We start from the raw sequence: 17222 nt of genomic DNA, 5'->3' as shown, positions 1-17222 counted from the left end.
TCCCTAAACGTTACATGCTGGATTTACCCGCATCCGCTTAGAGACTTGATGTATGAAGCTAACGGTAATCTACTAAACTGGTATTTTTATTGAGCAATTTGCTCTTCCTTACGATAAACCGCCATTTCAAGGAGTTCAGCGACATCATATGTTTTTACCTTGTCCTCTACTTCCTTCGCTTTTGTGCCATCACTTAACATCGTTAAGCAATATGGACAGCCGCTGGAAATGACCGATGGATTCACTTCAAGCGCTTGCTCTGTACGCTTGACATTGATTCGATCGCCAACATGCTCCTCCATCCACATTAAACCACCGCCGGCACCACAGCACATTCCAGTATCACGGTTGCGCTCCATTTCAACGAGCTTCACGCCAGGAATTGCTTTTAAAATTTCACGCGGCTGCTCGTAAATTTCATTGTAGCGGCCAAGATAACATGAATCATGGAACGTGATCGTTTCATCCAACTCATATTTAGGCTGTAAACGGCCTTCCTTCACAAGCTGGGCAAGCACTTCTGTATGGTGGAATACTTCCGCTTCCAGCCCGAAATCACAGTATTCATTTTTCAACGTATTATAGGCGTGCGGGTCAATCGTAACAATCTTTTTCGCACCGCTCTTTTCAATCTCACCAATATTGCCTGTCGCTAACTCTTGGAATAAAAACTCATTTCCAAGGCGGCGCGGTGTATCGCCGGAGTTCTTTTCTTTATTTCCTAAAATTGCAAACGAAACGCCAGCTTCATTCATTAATTTTGCAAACGATAATGCAATTTTTTGACTGCGGTTATCATAAGAGCCCATGGAGCCAACCCAGAATAGGTACTCAAACTCCTCGCCCGCTTTTTGCATTTCTTTTACCGTTTTAATGACTACATCATCACGAAGGTCACGCCAGTTTTCACGCTCCTTACGATTGATGCCCCATGGATTGCCTTGACGTTCAATGTTTTGCATAGCACGCTGCGCGTCAGGATTTACTTTACCTTCCGTCATCACAAGGTAACGGCGGAGGTCAATAATTTTTTCAACATGTTCATTCATTACCGGACATTGGTCCTCACAGTTGCGGCATGTTGTACAGGCCCAAATTTCCTCTTCGGTAATGACATCGCCGATTAGGCTTTTATCATACGTCGCAAGTGCTGCCGCTGATTCACTAGCACCCTTGCCTGAAGCTTGCATTGCCAATTGGTTGCCTACTGTATTCGCAAAAGCGAAGGTCGGTACCCATGGCGCCCTTGATGTGACTGCTGCCCCTTTTTCAGTTAGATGGTCGCGCATTTTTACGATTAAATCCATCGGCGACAACATTTTTCCTGTGCCCGTTGCTGGACACATGCTTGTACAGCGGCCACATTCTACGCAGGCGTAGAAGTCAATCATTTGGTGCTGCGTGAAGTCTTCAATCTTTCCAACCCCGAAGGATTCCTGTGTCTCATCTTCAAAATTAATTGGTCTAAGCTTGCCCGGTTTGTCTAGACGGTTGAAAAAGACGTTTAGCGGCCCGGCAATTAAGTGAGCATGCTTTGACTGTGGTACGTAAACAAGGAATGTTAAAAGCACTAATAAGTGAATCCACCATGCAATATAAAATACAGTTACAGCAATAGGTTTACTTAAGCCGGCAAAAACTGTCGCAATGGCTGATGCAACAGGCTCGCTCATTGAAATTTCTTCACCATGCCAAATGATCCCCATCCCATTGCCTAGCAAAACGGACAACATTAAAGAACCAATAAAAATAAGCACCAAGCCTGCCTTAAGCCCACGCTTTAGTCGGGCAAGCTTCTCAATATAGCGGCGGTAAAAAGCAAAAATTACCGCAACAAGGATTACTAATGTGACAATTTCTTGGAAAAAGGTAAAAGCCGGATACAGTGGCCCAAGTGGTAAATGGGACCCTGGGGCTAAGCCTTTCCAAATAAAATCAATCGCGCCAAATTGGACGAGTAAGAAGCCATAAAACATCATGACATGCATGATGCCGCTCTTTTTATCCTTCAAAAGCTTCTTTTGTCCAAACACCATGACCCAAATTTTATCAAGGCGTTCTTTGTACTTGCGGTCAAACTCTACTTTTTTCCCTAACTTGATGTATTCATGTCTGGTCTTCACTAGGTAAGCAAATAGATAAATGCCGTAAGCTGTTACTACTAAAAATGCAAGCCAGTTTACTAACAGCATGAACTTCTCTCCTTTTTTCTCCTTGTATTTTAAAGATAGATAATTTTCTGAATTCATTATAACACAAATTTTCTGAGCGAGCGTTCGGTCGACAAAATTTTTAAAAAAAATTTTTTCTTAAGCCTTGATAAGTTGTGCATACTAGAAATGAAAACACTGGGGACGGTTCTCCTGTTTCCACGCAACAGCACTAATATAATTATGACTGAGGAGTCCACATTGATGACTATAATATTAATTATTTTATTAATTTTTATAGCCTTGGTATCTGCCGATTTTTATTTCGGTCGAAAAAGCCATTTAAAAAGCATCACGAAAAGAAACTACCCGACGCGGCATGGCCAATGGCTGCTTTTTACAGATGGACAAGATCTTTATACGGATTTATTTCGAGATATTTCCGAGGCAATGCACCATGTTCATATTTTGTTTTATATCGTGAAAAATGATGTAATTAGCCAAGAGTTTTTGAATTTATTAAAAGGGAAGGCAGAGGCAGGCGTCGAAGTTCTTTTGCTTTTAGACCGGATTGGCTCCTCCCAAATATCAAAGAAGGAGGTTCGTTCTTTGCGAGATAGCGGTGTCCACTTTGCTTTTAGCAATAAGCCAAAGTTTCCTTACCTTTTCTACTCGTTAAATTACCGCAATCATCGAAAAATCACGGTCATTGATGGCAACATTGGCTACTTCGGCGGCTTTAATATTGGCAAAGAGTATTTAGGACATGACCCGTATCTTGGCTACTGGCAAGACTTCCACTTGAAGATTTCCGGTGACGGCGTCCAAGATTTACAAACGGAGTTTTTATTAGATTGGAAAAAGGCAACGAAGGAAGACTTGCATAGAAACCCGAACTATTTTCCAGAGCTTACACAAGGCCGGTTGCCATTAAGGTTTCTGCCTACAGATGGGGCCTACGTTAAAGAGCTTGTACTAGAATTGATGAAAAATGCTAAGACGGAAATTTTAATTGGCACTCCCTATTTCATCCCCGGGAAGGAAGTTCTTCAAGGTCTATTGGATGCAAAAGCGCGCGGCGTTGATGTTACCATTCTAGTCCCGTATAAAGCAGATCATGCTTTCGTCAAAGAAGCTTCTTTCCCATACTTCAAGGAGATGCTCCTGGCCGGCTGCAAAATTTACCGTTATACGAATGGATTTTACCACGGCAAAATAGTTTTAATTGATAATGAGCTTTGTGATTTTGGCACTGCCAACTTTGATAAGCGCAGCTTTTTTATTAATGATGAACTGAATTGTCTCATTCACGATCCCGTTTTTATTGAAAAAATTCGCAATGAGTTTTTACTTGATATTTTACATCGTTCAGAAGAGCTTACGTTGACTAGATATGAAAAGCGCCCGCTTTCGCAGAGGGGCAAAGAGCTTGTTTCAGCTTTGATTTCGGATTTGTTATAGGGGTTTGGCGGTTTGGCGGTTTGGATGTGGGTGTAAAAATTAGAGGCGTGAAAAGGAGTTCCGTTAGACAGTACGAATGAGGACGGGATTCGGATTATGGAGACACGAATTGGCGTCAGATTGTCTGAATAAGGCTGGGTTTCGGACTATGGTAGCGGGAAATGGCGTCAAACGGACAATGTTGCCGGATTTAGAGTCAGGAGAGTCCGCAAGAAAGCGTCAAACGGACAGTGTAGCTGGATTTAGACTCAGGAGAGTCCGCAAGAGGGTGCCAAACGGACAATGTTGCCGGATTTAGTAGTAGGAGAGTCCGCAAGAGAGCGTCAAACGGACAATGTTGCCAGATTTAGTGGTAGGAGAGTCCGCAAGAAGGTGCCAAACGGACAATGTTGCCGGATTTAGTAGTAGGATAGTCCGCAAGAGAGCGCCAAACGGACAGTGTTGCCGAATTTAGTGCTAGGAGAGTCCGCAAGAGAGCGTCAAACGGACAATGTTGCCGGATTTAGTGGTAGGAGAGTCCGCAAGAAATGGCGCCTGATTGTCCGAATCAGGCTGGACTTCGGACAAAGAAATATAGGTAAATCAGCAAGCCTTCAATCTTCATGAACCCTGCCTATTTTTCAAAAATTCATGTAGCACCACTGCATGATTATGAACAGGGTCCTTCGCGGCATACAGCAATGTCACAGGGCTTTCCGTCAATTTTTGCTCTAATAATTTAATTTGTTCCTGGTGCACCGGGTCGTCCTGCAATTCCTTTACGTAATATTCGCGGAAATCTTGAAAGCGCTCCGGGTCGTGGCAAAACCATTTTCGCAATTCCGGACTTGGAGCAACCTCCTTCAGCCATAGGTCAACTTTTGCTTTTTCTTTGGCAACGCCCCTTGGCCATAGTCGATCAATTAGAACCCGTAATCCGTCATCCAGCATTGGTATCTCATAAATACGTTTAAGTTGAAAATTATTTTTCAAAATAACCATTGCCTCCCTTCTTTCTTTATTTTACAGCAAAAAACCGCTTCATAGCGGTTTCACGAAATTTCATCGAAATAGTACATCAAAAATTTTAAATCCTAAATAAACACCAACAATACCAGTAACCCCTGCTAATACTGGTGGCGCTGGAATCGGCAACTTTAGCAGCGCAAATAAAAAGCCAACAATCCCACCGGTACCAAGAGATAGTAATACTTCCTTCAAAACTCTACCCCTCCTCTATACCGTTATCATCCCACTTTACGTACTTTTTTAGTCCTATTTTAGTGTCGTGAAAGCACGCAAAAGCCCTCGGGCAGTTAACCACCCAAGGGCTTTCCTACATATATATTACATTTTCTCCGGAGCTGATACGCCAACTAAATCTAAGGCATTTTTCAATGTGATTTGCACTGCTTTTACTAAAGCTAAACGTGCTTTTGATTTTTCAAGCTCATCTAAGTTGATTACTTTTTCAGCGTTGTAGAAGCTATGAAGTGCTGATGCAAGCTCATTTACATAATTTGTAATGCGGTGTGGCATTCTTTTTTCAGCAGCTTCCGCAACAGCCTCTGGGAATTCACCCATCTTTTTCAATAAATCAATTTCCTTCTCAGCTTGAATATAGGAAAGATCCAATTCACCTTCATAAGTAAGGTTTTGCTCTTCGCCTTGGCGCAGCATGCTGCAAATACGAGCATGGGCATATTGCGCATAATAAACTGGATTTTCATTTGATTTAGAAACCGCCAAGTCCATATCAAAGTCTAGATGGCTGTCCGCACTGCGCATCGCAAAGAAATAACGCATCGCATCAATGCCTACTTCCTCCATCAATTCACGTAATGTGACTGCCTTACCAGTACGCTTACTCATTTTCATTTTCTCGCCGTTTTGGAATAGGTTCACCATCTGAATGATTTCAACTTCCAATGTATCAGCGTTGTAGCCAAGCGCTTGAATCGCTGCTTTCATTCTTGGGATATAGCCATGGTGGTCTGCACCCCAAATATTAATCAATTTTTCAAAGCCGCGTTTTAATTTATCTTGGTGGTACGCAATATCCGGCGTTAAGTAAGTGTAGCTGCCATCACTTTTGATTAGGACGCGGTCTTTGTCGTCGCCATATGTTGTTGAACGGAACCAAGTTGCGCCTTCCTCTTCAAAAAGCTCGCCTTTACTGCGTAACGTATCTAAGGCGATATCAATTTTGCCATTTTCATATAATGAAGTTTCTGAAAACCAATTATCAAATTCAACACGGAATTGCTTTAAATCATTGCGCAGCTTCGCTAATTCCAGCTCCAAGCCATATTGACGGAAATATTTATAGCGTTCTTTTTCATCTTTTTGTAAAAGACCATCGCCTTCTTCTGCCGCTAATTTTTTCCCAATTTCAATAATGTCAGCACCATAATAGCCATCCTCTGGCATTGCCGCATCCTGGCCAAGCGCTTGGCGGTAGCGGGCCTCAACAGAAAGTGCTAAGTTATGAATCTGATTTCCGGCATCATTAATATAGTATTCACGCTCTACGTTGTAGCCTGCTTTGTCTAAAATATTGCAAAGCGAATCGCCGACAGCTGCACCGCGGGCATGTCCTAAATGAAGATCTCCTGTTGGGTTTGCAGAAACAAACTCAACTTGAACCTTCAGGCCGTTGCCAGTGTTTGTTTTTCCATATTCAGCTTCCGCTTTAAGAATGGTCGGAATAAGATCCGTTAGGTAGCTGTTATTCATGTAAAAATTAATAAAACCCGGACCGGCAATTTCAATTTTTTCGATAGATGCCTTTGTTTTATCAAAATGATTAACTAAATCTTCAGCAATGGCACGCGGTGCCTTTTTCGCAATGCGAGCCAATTGCATCGCCATGTTGGTAGCATAGTCGCCATGGGCCTTATCCTTTGGTAATTCTAAAATAACCTCAGGAATCTCGGCTTCACTTGCCAAACCCGCTTTGATGACGGCCGCTTTGATTTCTTCTTTTAAACGGTCTTTCACTTGTTCAACGATATTCATTGGTCTTCCTCCTAAATTTTTTATCTATGTGAAAAGTTCTTTTCTTTACTAATCAAGCTTTTCTATTAAAAATGTCAGCCGATGGCGACCCACCCATTCCCCTTGCATTTGCAATTGAAAGGATAAAAACAACTTCGCTTTCCGAGAATTTATATGGTATGTAAAATCGACGTTTTCCGTCTTTGTAACCATTTCCATCATTCCAAATGGACTTTGGTAAGCCCCTGATGTTGTTGCACCTTTTATGTATGTATGACGCATGGACACTCCACCAGAGCGCATGATTGTCACTTCATTATTTTTAATTTTTATGATATTTGAAATCTGACCGACATTCTCCATCATTTCCTTATAAGCCAAGAATGTTGCTTCTTCTTTCGAATATAAAGTGCCATCTGCTTCTGTTGCTAGCAATTCTTTTCGGCCTGCCCCGTCGCGAATTTCAGTTACAAACTTCACTTTAATTGGAATTTTTGTTGAATCTTTCTCCGCCATGTAGACACGTCCTCATAGTCTCTTTAACCTTTCTATTATATAAATTGTACCCAATGTACGCAAGATGAAACTTGTACGGGAAAAAAATCCCCAAAATTAAAAGAGGCAGCGTCCCCAAAATACATTCCAGATATTTGGGACCTGCCTCTTCTATTTTATCTAGCTTTTTTATACCTAGTTACGGTACAACTGTTACCGGACAAGGTGCTTCTTGAAGAACACTGTAGCTGACACTGCCGAGGATGTTTCTTTTGAAAGCACCCAAGCCTCTTGTGCCCATTACGATAGAGGTTACTTGTTCCTCCTCTGCCTCTTTGCAAATCTCCGCATCTGGTGCACCGATTCTAAACTTTGTTACTACCTCAAGGCCCTGCCCTTCCACTATATCAAGGACCTTAGAAATGGCATCTTGGGCTTCTTCTTCCTGGTACTCACGGATTTGATCTTGGCTTATAAATCTTTTAACATTTCGTGTATTAAGGCTTAGTTGAACATTTAAAACAATTACTTTCGCTTGAAGGCCTTTTGCTATATGAACTGCAAACTTTAAAGCTCTTCTTGAATGGTCTGAACCATCAATAGGGACTAGTATTGTATTTTCCATAAGGACACCTCCAGTTAAATCAACGTTCTACTACTACTATTCGACATAAGCTGCATTTTCTCCTATCTAACTTGGAATATATATGATTGCCAAATGTCCCGCCTCTCTATCACTGTCTGTGCTACGATGCCAACCACCTTTACACAGGTTGCTTTTAAAATTGCTCTGCAATAGCTGGCGGCACGTCCACTAAACTACGGATATCCGCCTCACTGCGATGTTTGTAGTAAATGGCAATAAGATATTCACCTTTCTCATGTAACCACGCTGTTTCGTATAGGCATTCCTCAAGCTGCTTCGGATCTGTTATTTTTAATGTTGCTGGATTGTTTTTCATTTGCTCCAGCAGTTCCTCTTGCATTTTGTTTACAGCTTCAGCACCATTTTCAATTGGAGCAACGAGTGCATAGTCAATGTCCGTCGGAACTACTCGTGCTTTTTCTTGCAAGTTATTATCTGCAAGCCATTTGTCAAATTGATGGTATGACTTTTTCCAAGGGATTCCTAGCCTTTGATTATTTTTCAACAATAATTCAATATCTCCCCATGAATCGCGTTCACTGAACATTTCTTCATATGGTTCTTGCATCATATCCGACTTTAACGCATTCATCATTTCCTGAATTTGCTGTGGATCGACCGTTTCAAAGCTTTTCTGGAATACCGAATTAGAGGTAACCATGACTTTGTCGATGGTCAATCCCTCTTTTAACCGTAATAAATCATTAAACGAGTTGCGGTGTTCTTCTGATTCATAAATCGGCTTCAAAAACTCCTGATAGCCACCTTCTGGAATTTGGTACTGGCGCACAAATGTCGAGCCGTTTTTAAGTTCATACGCAATGGCTATGCTTCTTTTGTATTTTGTTTGCCCACTATGGTCATCATTCTTATTCATTACTAACTGTTGGTGCAGCTTCATAATAGAGTTGATATTTTCAGGATCTGTAAAATAATAACGATCCGCCTCATTTACAGGACTCACTTCCGGACTTCCCTCGATTACAATCCCTTGATCCATCCGTTCACCATTATCTTTCAAAAAGTAGACACCATCGGCAAAATAAGCACGCTCAACTTCGGCAGCGACCGGCAGCTTTTTCTCATAACCGGTCACGTCCAAGTTTAAAAGAAAACCAACTGCAACTACTGCAACAACATAAATAATGTACCCCTTCATACTTCTAAAAATCCGCCATGTTTTCTGTAGCACCATTTCGGCAATCACATAACCGAAGAGTGAGCCGAAGATATAGCCAAAAATCAACCACCCAAAAGATCCTTGCTGTGTTTCGCCAAAATACATGCCGCTTACAAGCATCATACAGAATGTAACCCCGTATTTAAAAACCGGCCTTAAAGAACGAAACGCAATTGCTTGTGTGGCAGTTTCAATATGTCTCTTTTTATAAGTAAAGATTGCCAAGAGATAAAAAGCGATGGTTAGTATGATATATACCAACACTTCCTTTATCGTGAAGCCCCGAATTCCGTAATCAACAATCTGAAAAATTGGTGTTAGATATTGGACACTTTGATTAAGGTAAGAATCATAAGCAAATCCATAAATCACGTATTTAAGATTAATATAAAATAAAAACAGGATTCCCGTCGGGAAGATTAGAAAAATATAGGACAAGATCACCTGTGCGGCTGAAATTCCGGTAACCATTCCCACCAGCATCGTCATCACGAACACAAATATATTCATCAAAATGGTGACTCCGGCCCATTCCGCAATTTCTACTATTGTAAAATATTGTTCTAATGGCAACACGCCATAAACAATTGCAATAAAAATGGCGGTGACCAGAACTGGTACAACTAATAGGAAAAATCCCATCAGTGCATGATGGTGTAATAGGGCTGTTCTTTTAATCGGCATGCTGTGGATAAAATCCGTTGGGATTTTTACCTGTAAATAGCGAAAAAGTATGACCGCCAAGATCACCGGGACCGTGAACATAAGTAAAATCTGCAATTCTATTACTATCGAAAACAGGCTATTTGTTTGAGAGTGGGTAAAATTGTATGGCAAACTATCAGCCTGATGCATCATGACCAGCTGCAATGGCAACGTAAATAATAAAGCAATTTGATAAATGATGCCGATCCAACCGACACTTCGTAAATCCTGCGCAATGATTCCGCGTTTAAACCATGATACTTTCGATTGCATAACCGACATCCCCCATTTCGTAAATAAAGATTTCCTCGAGTGTCAACGGCAATAGGTCAAAGAGCACAGGGTGATAAGACTTTACTTTCTTGGTCACGTCCGCTTCTTTCCCCCTAACGATGCATAAAAGGACACTGCCGCGCGTTTCCTGATATAAACAATCGAGGCCTTGTAAAAATTGCGCTGGTATCTCTCCCGCCTTAAATGCAACTTGAATTTTATGAACATCCGATTTTAAATCATCTAAATCTCTTTCGATAATGATTTTTCCTTGATGCAAAATCCCGACATGGTCACAAATGTCTTCAACTTCCCGCAGGTTATGAGAGGAAATGAGGATTGTCATTTCACGATCGGCTACATCCTGCACAAGTAAATTTTTTATATTTTGACGCATCACTGCATCCAAGCCGTCCAGTGGCTCATCAAGGATCAACACATCCGGCATCGTGGCAAGCGATAACCAAAAGGCAACCTGGCGCTGCATCCCTTTTGAAAGACGGTGGATTTTTTTATTTTGATCAATTGGAAAAACTTCACCGAGCTTTTGATAGCGTGCCTCGTTCCATGATGGGTAAAGACTGCGGTAGTAATCGGCCATCTGCTTGATTGTATATTGTGAGAAAAAGAATAGAACATCTGGTAAAAAGATGAGCTTCTCTTTAATTGCAATATTTTCATAAACAGGTTCGTTATTAATGCGAACTTCACCGCTATCCTGCTTGTAAATACCAGCTAAAATTTTTAACAGCGTTGTTTTACCTGCGCCGTTTGAACCAAGAAGTCCATAGATGGAGCCTTTATCAATATGTAGGCTGACGTTTTTAACAGCTTCCAGGTCTTCAAACGCTTTTCGGATATTTTGGATCTCAATCATTGACTATCGCCTCCTTTGACCGAGCGCTCAGCTTCTTCAATAAGCGAAACAATTTCTTCTTTTTCAACCCCAAGAAAAATTGCTTCGGAAATTAATTTAATCAATTCTTGTTTCATCTTCTTCACCTTTTCCCCCTTATTAATCTCTGACGGTGGTGTGACAAAACTGCCCTTTCCTGGCACTGAATAAATATAGCCTTGATGTTCTAATTCACGGTATGCCTTTTGAATCGTGTTCGGATTGATTGTTAGGTCTTTCGCCATCTGGCGAACGGACGGCAATTGCTCATCTGCCTTCAGCACTTCATTAATAATTAAGTCCTTGAATTTTTCAACAAGCTGTTCATAGATCGGTACCCGGCTGCGAATATCTAATTGGAACATTTTTTGGCTAGCCTCCTCTCATCCTGCTGTATTAATCGTATTATGTGTTCTAACCGTATTATATAACGTAATACAGTGTTGTCAACTATTATTTGGTTGAAATTTCCAGCATCTCTAAAGGAATATGGCGGACAATAAATCGTAATAACCGCTAATAAACAACCGCTTTCTGACAATAAACAGTGCTTCTAGCTCATCCCTCCATATTGATTGGAGGCAACAAAAAAACACTTGTCTCCAAGTGTTTTACCTTTCATTTATCTCCATCTTTTCTAGGCACCTACGCAAGATATTTTGATCAATTCCGTTTACTCGGTCATATTTTTCGCGGTAAATGGCCTGAATCAGCTTATCAACCTCCGCCTTCGCCAAATGATTTCCCTGAAGATCCTTTATAAATAAATAAAGTGGAATCCCCTCTTCATCCCCATGCAACGGCGGTTGGAGATAATGGACTTCCTCATACCGTTTATAATAATTTTTTTCAAAGAAACGCTGCCTCTTGATACAGTCTTCCTCTTCAGCCTCCGTATGGACCATTTCCTCTATTTCCGTCTCTAAAACGATTGACTGTAATGCACTTTTCCCTGCCGCCACTGCATCTTCATGAAGTAGTTCCTCAATTTTCTTTAACGTTTTTGACCCTACTCCATTTCTCCGCAATAGTGGATTTGTAGCAATATAAACGATAAAGCCTGCATTTACCTCTGCCAAATAGTGCCCGGTTGCAAAAGAAACGACCTGGTCTCCTTCCACCCCAACGATAAAGCGAAAATGATTCGGAAAGCTGTCAGCAGCGTATTGTACCCCTTTTAAAAAAACATCATGCGGCTCTCTCACCTCAATTGGAAACGATTCGTCGTAAAACTTTAATACCTTTTCCAATTTCTCTTGATTGTCAGCCGTGATTTCGTTCCATTGAATTTCCATATTTCAGCACCCTTCTTTTACCCTACTTTAATCGATGTCCATTCTTTTCTCAACTTTTCTTGCATAAAGGTGTTGGCAAATATACAAATTTTCAGCCTGTCAAAATTGCCAATTGTTGTATGATAAAAGTACGAAAGGAAGGTTACCTATAGCGGAGGTGATTCAAATGCTTGGTAGAAAAATAAAACATGCCCATCGTTATCAGGAAATCGTGAACGCCTTTTTACGCAACGGGTTTAGTTATTTTGTATATCGGCTCGGCTTATCCAATCAAATTTTATCAAAAAAACAAGAAGACACGGAAAGGCATATGAACAAACAAACGATTGGTATCAAGCTGCGCGGCGTTTTGCAAGGATTGGGACCAACGTTCATTAAGCTTGGACAAATTGCGAGCACAAGGCGCGACCTCATTCCAGTGGAAATCGCAGAGGAGCTTGAACAGCTGCAAGATCATGTCATTGCCTTCTCTTTTGAGCAAGTGCGGGAAATTATTGAAGAAGAACTCGGTGAGAAATTGGAAACTCTGTTCCACGATTTCAATGAAGTGCCGATCGCGACAGCCTCCATCGGCCAAGTACACAGCGCGCATCTTCATTCAGGAGAGCCTATTGCTATTAAAATTCAACGGCCGGATATCATTCCTATTGTCGAAACGGATTTGGAAATTCTCGATGATTTGGCTAGAATCATGGAGTCCAGATTTAGCTGGGCAAAAACCCATCAAGTAAGAAAAATCATCAACGAGTTTGCCAAGACGTTGCGTGCTGAGCTTGATTATTATATTGAAGGAAGAAATTGCGAACGGATTGCCAGACAGTTCCTAGACCAGCCCGATATCCAAATTCCAAAGGTCCACTGGAAGTTTACAACGAAACGAGTACTAACAATGGATCTTGTGCAAGGCATCAAGGTGAATAACCTCGAGAAGCTTGATCAGGAAGGCTATGACCGAAAATTAATTGCGGAACGCATTACCCAGTCCATGCTCCAGCAAATCTTTGTCGAAGGCTTTTTTCACGGCGACCCGCACCCTGGCAACATCTACATTTTGCCGGAAAATAGAATCGCTTATTTAGACTTTGGGATGGTCGGAAGGCTTAACGATGAGATGAAATTTCATTTTGCGTCGATCATCATTCATTTGCAGCAAGGCCATACGGATGGGGTCATCAGAGACATCTCCGCAATGGGCATGCTGCCTGACGAAACGGATATGACCGTTTTTTATAACGAAATTGACCAGCTCGTCATGAAATATTATGATATTTCATTTCGTAAGCTCAGTCTTGGCGAAGCGATTAATGACCTGCTGACGATTATTTTTCGTCACCACATCCAAATCCCTTCTGACCTCACCGTTTTGGCAAAAACATTAATCGAGATGGAAGGCATTGTTGGGGACCTTGATCCGGAGTTCAGCATTATGAAGGCGGCTGAGCCGTTTGGAGAAAAATTATTATTTTTACGTTATGAGCCAAAAAATATCGCCAAAAAATCATGGCGCCAGTTATTTGAAAGCATGCAAATTTTATCGAAGTTCCCGATGGATTTAAAGGATTTTGCAAAAACCATTCAAAATGGCAATCTACAAGTAAAAATCAGCGTGCCAGAGCTGCAATTCTTCTTGCACAGACTTGATAAAATCAGCAACCGCCTCGCGTTCAGCATCATCCTACTAGCGTTTAGCATTTTAATGGTCGGCGTGATTGTTGGATCAGCGATTGCCGGTCAAGCCAACTTGTTATGGAAAATACCTGTCATTGAGATTGGCTCTGTTGTTGCTACATTGATGTTTTTATTTATTGTTTTTTCAATTATTCGGTCGGGACGGATGTAAAATTTAGATTATCTGTATAACGAATGTACGTTGTTCGTTATACAGATACAAAACAGGTCATTTTCGTATACTGTCATTATTTCGCCATACCTTTTTTAACACTTTGTGAATACTTTCACATTATTGTATAAATACCCTATCGACCATGGTAATCTTATTCATATAGAAATCATATTTATTTATTTCGAAAGGGTGAGTCACCATGATCAACAAATGGTTAAGGGAAAATAATATTGCAGCAACTATTTTAACAGTAATTAGATTATATTGGGGCTACGCTTTTCTTACAGCTGGAATAGGCAAATTCACAGAAGGATTTGACGCAAGCGGATTTCTAAAAGGGGCCATTGCCAATCCTGTAGCAACACATGGTGAAGTAGTTTATGGATGGTATGTATCTTTTCTAAAAGGCTTTGCCTTACCAAATGTGGACTTATTTAACATTATTGTACCAACAGGTGAAGTTTTAGTTGGTTTAGGATTAATTTTAGGCTGCTTAACAACAGCTGCTGCCTTCTTTGGAATGGTAATGAACTTCTCATTTATGTTAGCTGGAACAGTATCTCACAACCCAACTGATATTTTAATGGGCGTATTTATCGTTGCATCCGGCTACAATGCAGGCAAATTTGGATTAGACCGCTTTGTATTACCTTATTTACGCAAATTATTTTTTAAAGGTGACGAAAAAAAGCATGAAAAGGCGTTTCCTTATTCAGCTTAATAAATGTTGAAGTAGAGCGTGGGTTGTGTTGTCCCAAGCTCTTTTCTATTATATTCACGTATTTTTCTATACTTGTATGCCTTTCTTATTCATTTTCATTTGAACAGTAATATATAATACTGGCACTTTACCTTCGTGCACGAAGATTTGAAGGAGAAATCAGCTTTTGCTGTCCGTTTAATGCCTTCTATCGGACCCTCCCGACGGGAAATCAACTTCCGCTGTCCGTTTGACACCTTCTATCGGACTCCACTTCCGGTAAATCAGCCTCCGCTGTCCGTTTGGCACCTCCTCTCGGACTCCACTTCCGGGAAATCAACTTCCGCTGTCCGTTTGGCACCTCCTATCGGACTCCACTTCCGGAAAATCAACTTCCGCTGTCCGTTTGACACCTTCTATCGGACTCCACTTCCGGAAAATCAGCTTCCGCTGTCCGTTTGGCACCTCCTCTCGGACTCCACTTCCGGAAAATCAGCTTCCGCTGTCCGTTTGACACCTTCTATCGGACTCCACTTCCGGAAAATCAGCTTCCGCTGTCCGTTTGACACCTTCTATCGGACTCCACTTCCGGAAAATCAGCCTCCGCTGTCCACTTGGCTCCTTCTATCGGACTCCCACAAACCAGGAAATTGAGTATTGCGGTCCCGAATGCCACTATCAATCAGAAATAGCAGGTCGAAATTGAGGAGCTCAAATTCAACCTGCTATTTTAGTTGCAACTATTATTTATGGTTATTTCCTTTTTTGCACCCAACCAAGAATCATTTCACGCAGCAGTTTGCTTGCTGTGTTTGCTGTTTGCTCTGATGGGTCATAAATTGGGGCAACCTCAACAAGGTCCGCGCCGACTACATTTATATCAGATTTCGCAATTTCATGGATGGAAGCGAGCAGCTCGCGGGAAGTAATACCGCCTGCATCCACTGTTCCTGTACCAGGCGCATGTGCTGGGTCTAGAACATCAATGTCAATGGTGACATAGACCGGACGGCCGGCAAGCTTCGGTAAAATTTCCTTCAATGGCTCAAGCACTTCAAATTTAGCTATGTACATTCCCACTTCTTTAGCCCACTGGAATTCCTCTTTCATACCAGAGCGAATGCCAAATGAAAATACATTTGTTGGCCCGATTAATCCCGCTACCTTGCGGATTGGTGTTGAATGGGATAATGGCTCCCCTTCATAGTTCTCACGAAGGTCAGTATGGGCATCCATATGAATAACCGCCAAATCAGGGTATTTTTTGTACATTGCTCTGATAACCGGCCATGATACTAAGTGTTCACCGCCAATTCCTAGCGGAAACTTATCTGCATCTAAAATTTGATCAACAAAGTCTTCAATCATATCAAGGCTTCTTTGCGCATTACCAAAAGGAAGTGGAATATCTCCGGCATCATAATATTTTACCTCTTCCAATTCACGGTCTAAATAAGCGCTGTATTCTTCTAAGCCAATAGATACTTCACGAATGCGCGCAGGGCCGAAACGAGAGCCCGGGCGGAAACTTACCGTCCAATCCATTGGCATTCCATATATAACGGCTTCACTTTCTTCAAAATTCGGATGACTTTTTATAAAAACATTTCCTGAATATGCTTCATCAAATCTCATGCGATAACCTCCTCAAAATTGTTGCCTTATCTGTGTAGAAGACTAATTTTTTGTCAAATCCCCAACAAAACGCGGCAAGACAAATGCTGCCTTATGCAGCTCTTTTGTATAATACTTTGTTTCAATCTCGTGGAAACGGCCTTCTTCCACTGCTAATGGGTCATGCTTTTTAGAGCCAATTGTAAATGTCCACATTCCACTAGGATAAGTAGGAACATTGGCGATATAAAGCCTTACAATCGGAAAAATTTCTTTCACATCACGTTGCACGGTGCGGATTAAGTCCCCTTTAAACCAAGGGTTGTCCGTTTGCGCGACAAATAGGCCGTCCTCTTTCAACGCTTTGGCAATTCCCGCGTAAAAGCCTTTTGTAAAAAGATTAACAGCTGGGCCAACCGGCTCGGTTGAATCTACCATAATGACGTCATACTCGTTTTCTGCCTTGGCAATATGCATGAAGCCATCGCCGACGATGACCTCAACGCGGGGATTTTCAAGCTCCCCGGCAATTTCCGGAAGAAACTTCTTCGAATACTCTATTACTTTGCCGTCAATTTCAACTAAAGTTGCCTTCTTCACGCTTGGGTGTTTTAAAACCTCACGAATGACGCCGCCATCACCACCGCCAACTACAAGGACATTTTCAGGGTTCGGATGGGTGAACAGTGGAACATGGGCCACCATTTCATGGTAAACAAACTCGTCCTTCTTTGTTGTCATGACCATTCCATCGAGAATCAGCATATTGCCGAACTCCTCTGTCTCAACCATATCCAACTTTTGAAATTGGGTTTGTTCTGTATGTAAAGTCTGTTTAATTTTTGCTGTTATACCATAGCTTTCGGTCTGTTTTTCAGTAAACCATAATTCCATCTTTACTTCATCCTTTCGACACTTAAAAAGTTCCTATATTTCACACTACTTTTTAATGTTCCCTATGCCCTTTAGAAAAATAATGAAATTCCTGA

The 17222-nt window shown here is 41.4% G+C and carries 15 protein-coding genes; 3 read left to right on the top strand and 12 right to left on the bottom strand.

The window, feature by feature from the left end:
• Nucleotides 1-86 precede the first annotated feature (86 nt).
• On the bottom strand, nt 87-2192 hold the full coding sequence (locus tag ACNQFZ_RS12285; protein ID WP_458411636.1) for a heterodisulfide reductase-related iron-sulfur binding cluster: 2106 nt from the start codon (nt 2190-2192) through the stop codon (nt 87-89).
• 222 nt (nt 2193-2414) lie between these two features.
• Here ACNQFZ_RS12285 and cls point away from each other — a divergent pair, with 222 nt between their 5' ends.
• Complete coding sequence (gene cls, locus ACNQFZ_RS12280; RefSeq protein WP_458411635.1) at nt 2415-3611, top strand: cardiolipin synthase; 1197 nt, start codon at nt 2415-2417, stop codon at nt 3609-3611.
• A gap of 600 nt (nt 3612-4211) precedes the next feature.
• Here the strand turns inward: cls and ACNQFZ_RS12275 are convergent.
• The 9 genes from ACNQFZ_RS12275 to ACNQFZ_RS12235 all read right to left on the bottom strand — a co-directional run bounded on the left by ACNQFZ_RS12275 (nt 4212) and on the right by ACNQFZ_RS12235 (nt 12076).
• A complete protein-coding gene (locus tag ACNQFZ_RS12275) occupies nt 4212-4592 on the bottom strand; it encodes a DUF488 domain-containing protein (RefSeq protein ID WP_458411634.1) in 381 nt (126 codons plus the stop codon).
• A 60-nt stretch (nt 4593-4652) separates the two neighbouring features.
• Nucleotides 4653-4811, bottom strand: coding sequence for a XapX domain-containing protein (locus tag ACNQFZ_RS12270; RefSeq protein WP_458411633.1), 159 nt, complete (start codon nt 4809-4811; stop codon nt 4653-4655).
• Between the two features lie 126 nt (nt 4812-4937).
• Nucleotides 4938-6608, bottom strand: coding sequence for an arginine--tRNA ligase (gene argS / locus ACNQFZ_RS12265; protein ID WP_458411632.1), 1671 nt, complete (start codon nt 6606-6608; stop codon nt 4938-4940).
• Nucleotides 6609-6656: 48 nt separating this feature from the next.
• The gene (locus ACNQFZ_RS12260; RefSeq protein ID WP_458411631.1) at nt 6657-7103 is read right to left on the bottom strand and encodes a DUF1934 domain-containing protein; all 447 of its coding nucleotides are present in this window, start codon (nt 7101-7103) and stop codon (nt 6657-6659) included.
• Nucleotides 7104-7281: 178 nt separating this feature from the next.
• Nucleotides 7282-7707: a universal stress protein gene (locus ACNQFZ_RS12255; protein WP_458411630.1), complete on the bottom strand. Its 426-nt coding sequence runs from the start codon at nt 7705-7707 to the stop codon at nt 7282-7284.
• Nucleotides 7708-7861: 154 nt separating this feature from the next.
• Nucleotides 7862-9886 (bottom strand): DUF6449 domain-containing protein, encoded by a 2025-nt coding sequence (locus ACNQFZ_RS12250; protein ID WP_458411629.1) that lies wholly within the window; start codon nt 9884-9886, stop codon nt 7862-7864.
• Nucleotides 9861-10763: an ABC transporter ATP-binding protein gene (locus ACNQFZ_RS12245; protein WP_458411628.1), complete on the bottom strand. Its 903-nt coding sequence runs from the start codon at nt 10761-10763 to the stop codon at nt 9861-9863. Before ACNQFZ_RS12245 ends, ACNQFZ_RS12250 begins: the two co-directional genes overlap by 26 nt.
• Complete coding sequence (locus ACNQFZ_RS12240) at nt 10760-11146, bottom strand: GntR family transcriptional regulator (protein ID WP_458411627.1); 387 nt, start codon at nt 11144-11146, stop codon at nt 10760-10762. Before ACNQFZ_RS12240 ends, ACNQFZ_RS12245 begins: the two co-directional genes overlap by 4 nt.
• A 246-nt stretch (nt 11147-11392) precedes the next feature.
• Nucleotides 11393-12076, bottom strand: a complete 684-nt coding sequence (locus tag ACNQFZ_RS12235; protein ID WP_458411626.1) for a GNAT family N-acetyltransferase — start codon at nt 12074-12076, stop codon at nt 11393-11395.
• Nucleotides 12077-12242: 166 nt separating this feature from the next.
• On the opposite strand from ACNQFZ_RS12235, the gene ACNQFZ_RS12230 reads away from it, so the two are divergent.
• Together ACNQFZ_RS12230 and ACNQFZ_RS12225 are read left to right on the top strand one after the other, a co-directional pair.
• Nucleotides 12243-13916: an ABC1 kinase family protein gene (locus tag ACNQFZ_RS12230; RefSeq protein WP_458411625.1), complete on the top strand. Its 1674-nt coding sequence runs from the start codon at nt 12243-12245 to the stop codon at nt 13914-13916.
• Between the two features lie 202 nt (nt 13917-14118).
• Nucleotides 14119-14640, top strand: a complete 522-nt coding sequence (locus tag ACNQFZ_RS12225; protein WP_458411624.1) for a DoxX family membrane protein — start codon at nt 14119-14121, stop codon at nt 14638-14640.
• A 732-nt stretch (nt 14641-15372) separates the two neighbouring features.
• Here ACNQFZ_RS12225 and speB read toward each other — a convergent pair.
• Nucleotides 15373-16254 (bottom strand): agmatinase, encoded by an 882-nt coding sequence (gene speB / locus ACNQFZ_RS12220; RefSeq protein ID WP_458411623.1) that lies wholly within the window; start codon nt 16252-16254, stop codon nt 15373-15375.
• Between the two features lie 42 nt (nt 16255-16296).
• Entirely contained in the window at nt 16297-17127 is an 831-nt protein-coding gene (speE, locus tag ACNQFZ_RS12215; protein WP_458411622.1) for a polyamine aminopropyltransferase, read from the bottom strand.
• Nucleotides 17128-17222 lie beyond the last annotated feature (95 nt).

Source organism: Schinkia acidoalkalinis (genome assembly GCF_054301215.1).
This window is presented reverse-complemented; position numbering and strand designations above follow the sequence as displayed.

Coding starts and splice junctions, on each gene's coding strand:
- ACNQFZ_RS12285 (WP_458411636.1), bottom strand. CDS start 2,192: ATGCTGTTAGTAAACTGGCTTGCATTTTTAGTAGTAACAGCTTACGGC.
- cls (WP_458411635.1), top strand. CDS start 2,415: ATGACTATAATATTAATTATTTTATTAATTTTTATAGCCTTGGTATCT.
- ACNQFZ_RS12275 (WP_458411634.1), bottom strand. CDS start 4,592: ATGGTTATTTTGAAAAATAATTTTCAACTTAAACGTATTTATGAGATA.
- argS (WP_458411632.1), bottom strand. CDS start 6,608: ATGAATATCGTTGAACAAGTGAAAGACCGTTTAAAAGAAGAAATCAAA.
- ACNQFZ_RS12260 (WP_458411631.1), bottom strand. CDS start 7,103: ATGGCGGAGAAAGATTCAACAAAAATTCCAATTAAAGTGAAGTTTGTA.
- ACNQFZ_RS12255 (WP_458411630.1), bottom strand. CDS start 7,707: ATGGAAAATACAATACTAGTCCCTATTGATGGTTCAGACCATTCAAGA.
- ACNQFZ_RS12250 (WP_458411629.1), bottom strand. CDS start 9,886: ATGCAATCGAAAGTATCATGGTTTAAACGCGGAATCATTGCGCAGGAT.
- ACNQFZ_RS12245 (WP_458411628.1), bottom strand. CDS start 10,763: ATGATTGAGATCCAAAATATCCGAAAAGCGTTTGAAGACCTGGAAGCT.
- ACNQFZ_RS12240 (WP_458411627.1), bottom strand. CDS start 11,146: ATGTTCCAATTAGATATTCGCAGCCGGGTACCGATCTATGAACAGCTT.
- ACNQFZ_RS12235 (WP_458411626.1), bottom strand. CDS start 12,076: ATGGAAATTCAATGGAACGAAATCACGGCTGACAATCAAGAGAAATTG.
- ACNQFZ_RS12230 (WP_458411625.1), top strand. CDS start 12,243: ATGCTTGGTAGAAAAATAAAACATGCCCATCGTTATCAGGAAATCGTG.
- ACNQFZ_RS12225 (WP_458411624.1), top strand. CDS start 14,119: ATGATCAACAAATGGTTAAGGGAAAATAATATTGCAGCAACTATTTTA.
- speB (WP_458411623.1), bottom strand. CDS start 16,254: ATGAGATTTGATGAAGCATATTCAGGAAATGTTTTTATAAAAAGTCAT.
- speE (WP_458411622.1), bottom strand. CDS start 17,127: ATGGAATTATGGTTTACTGAAAAACAGACCGAAAGCTATGGTATAACA.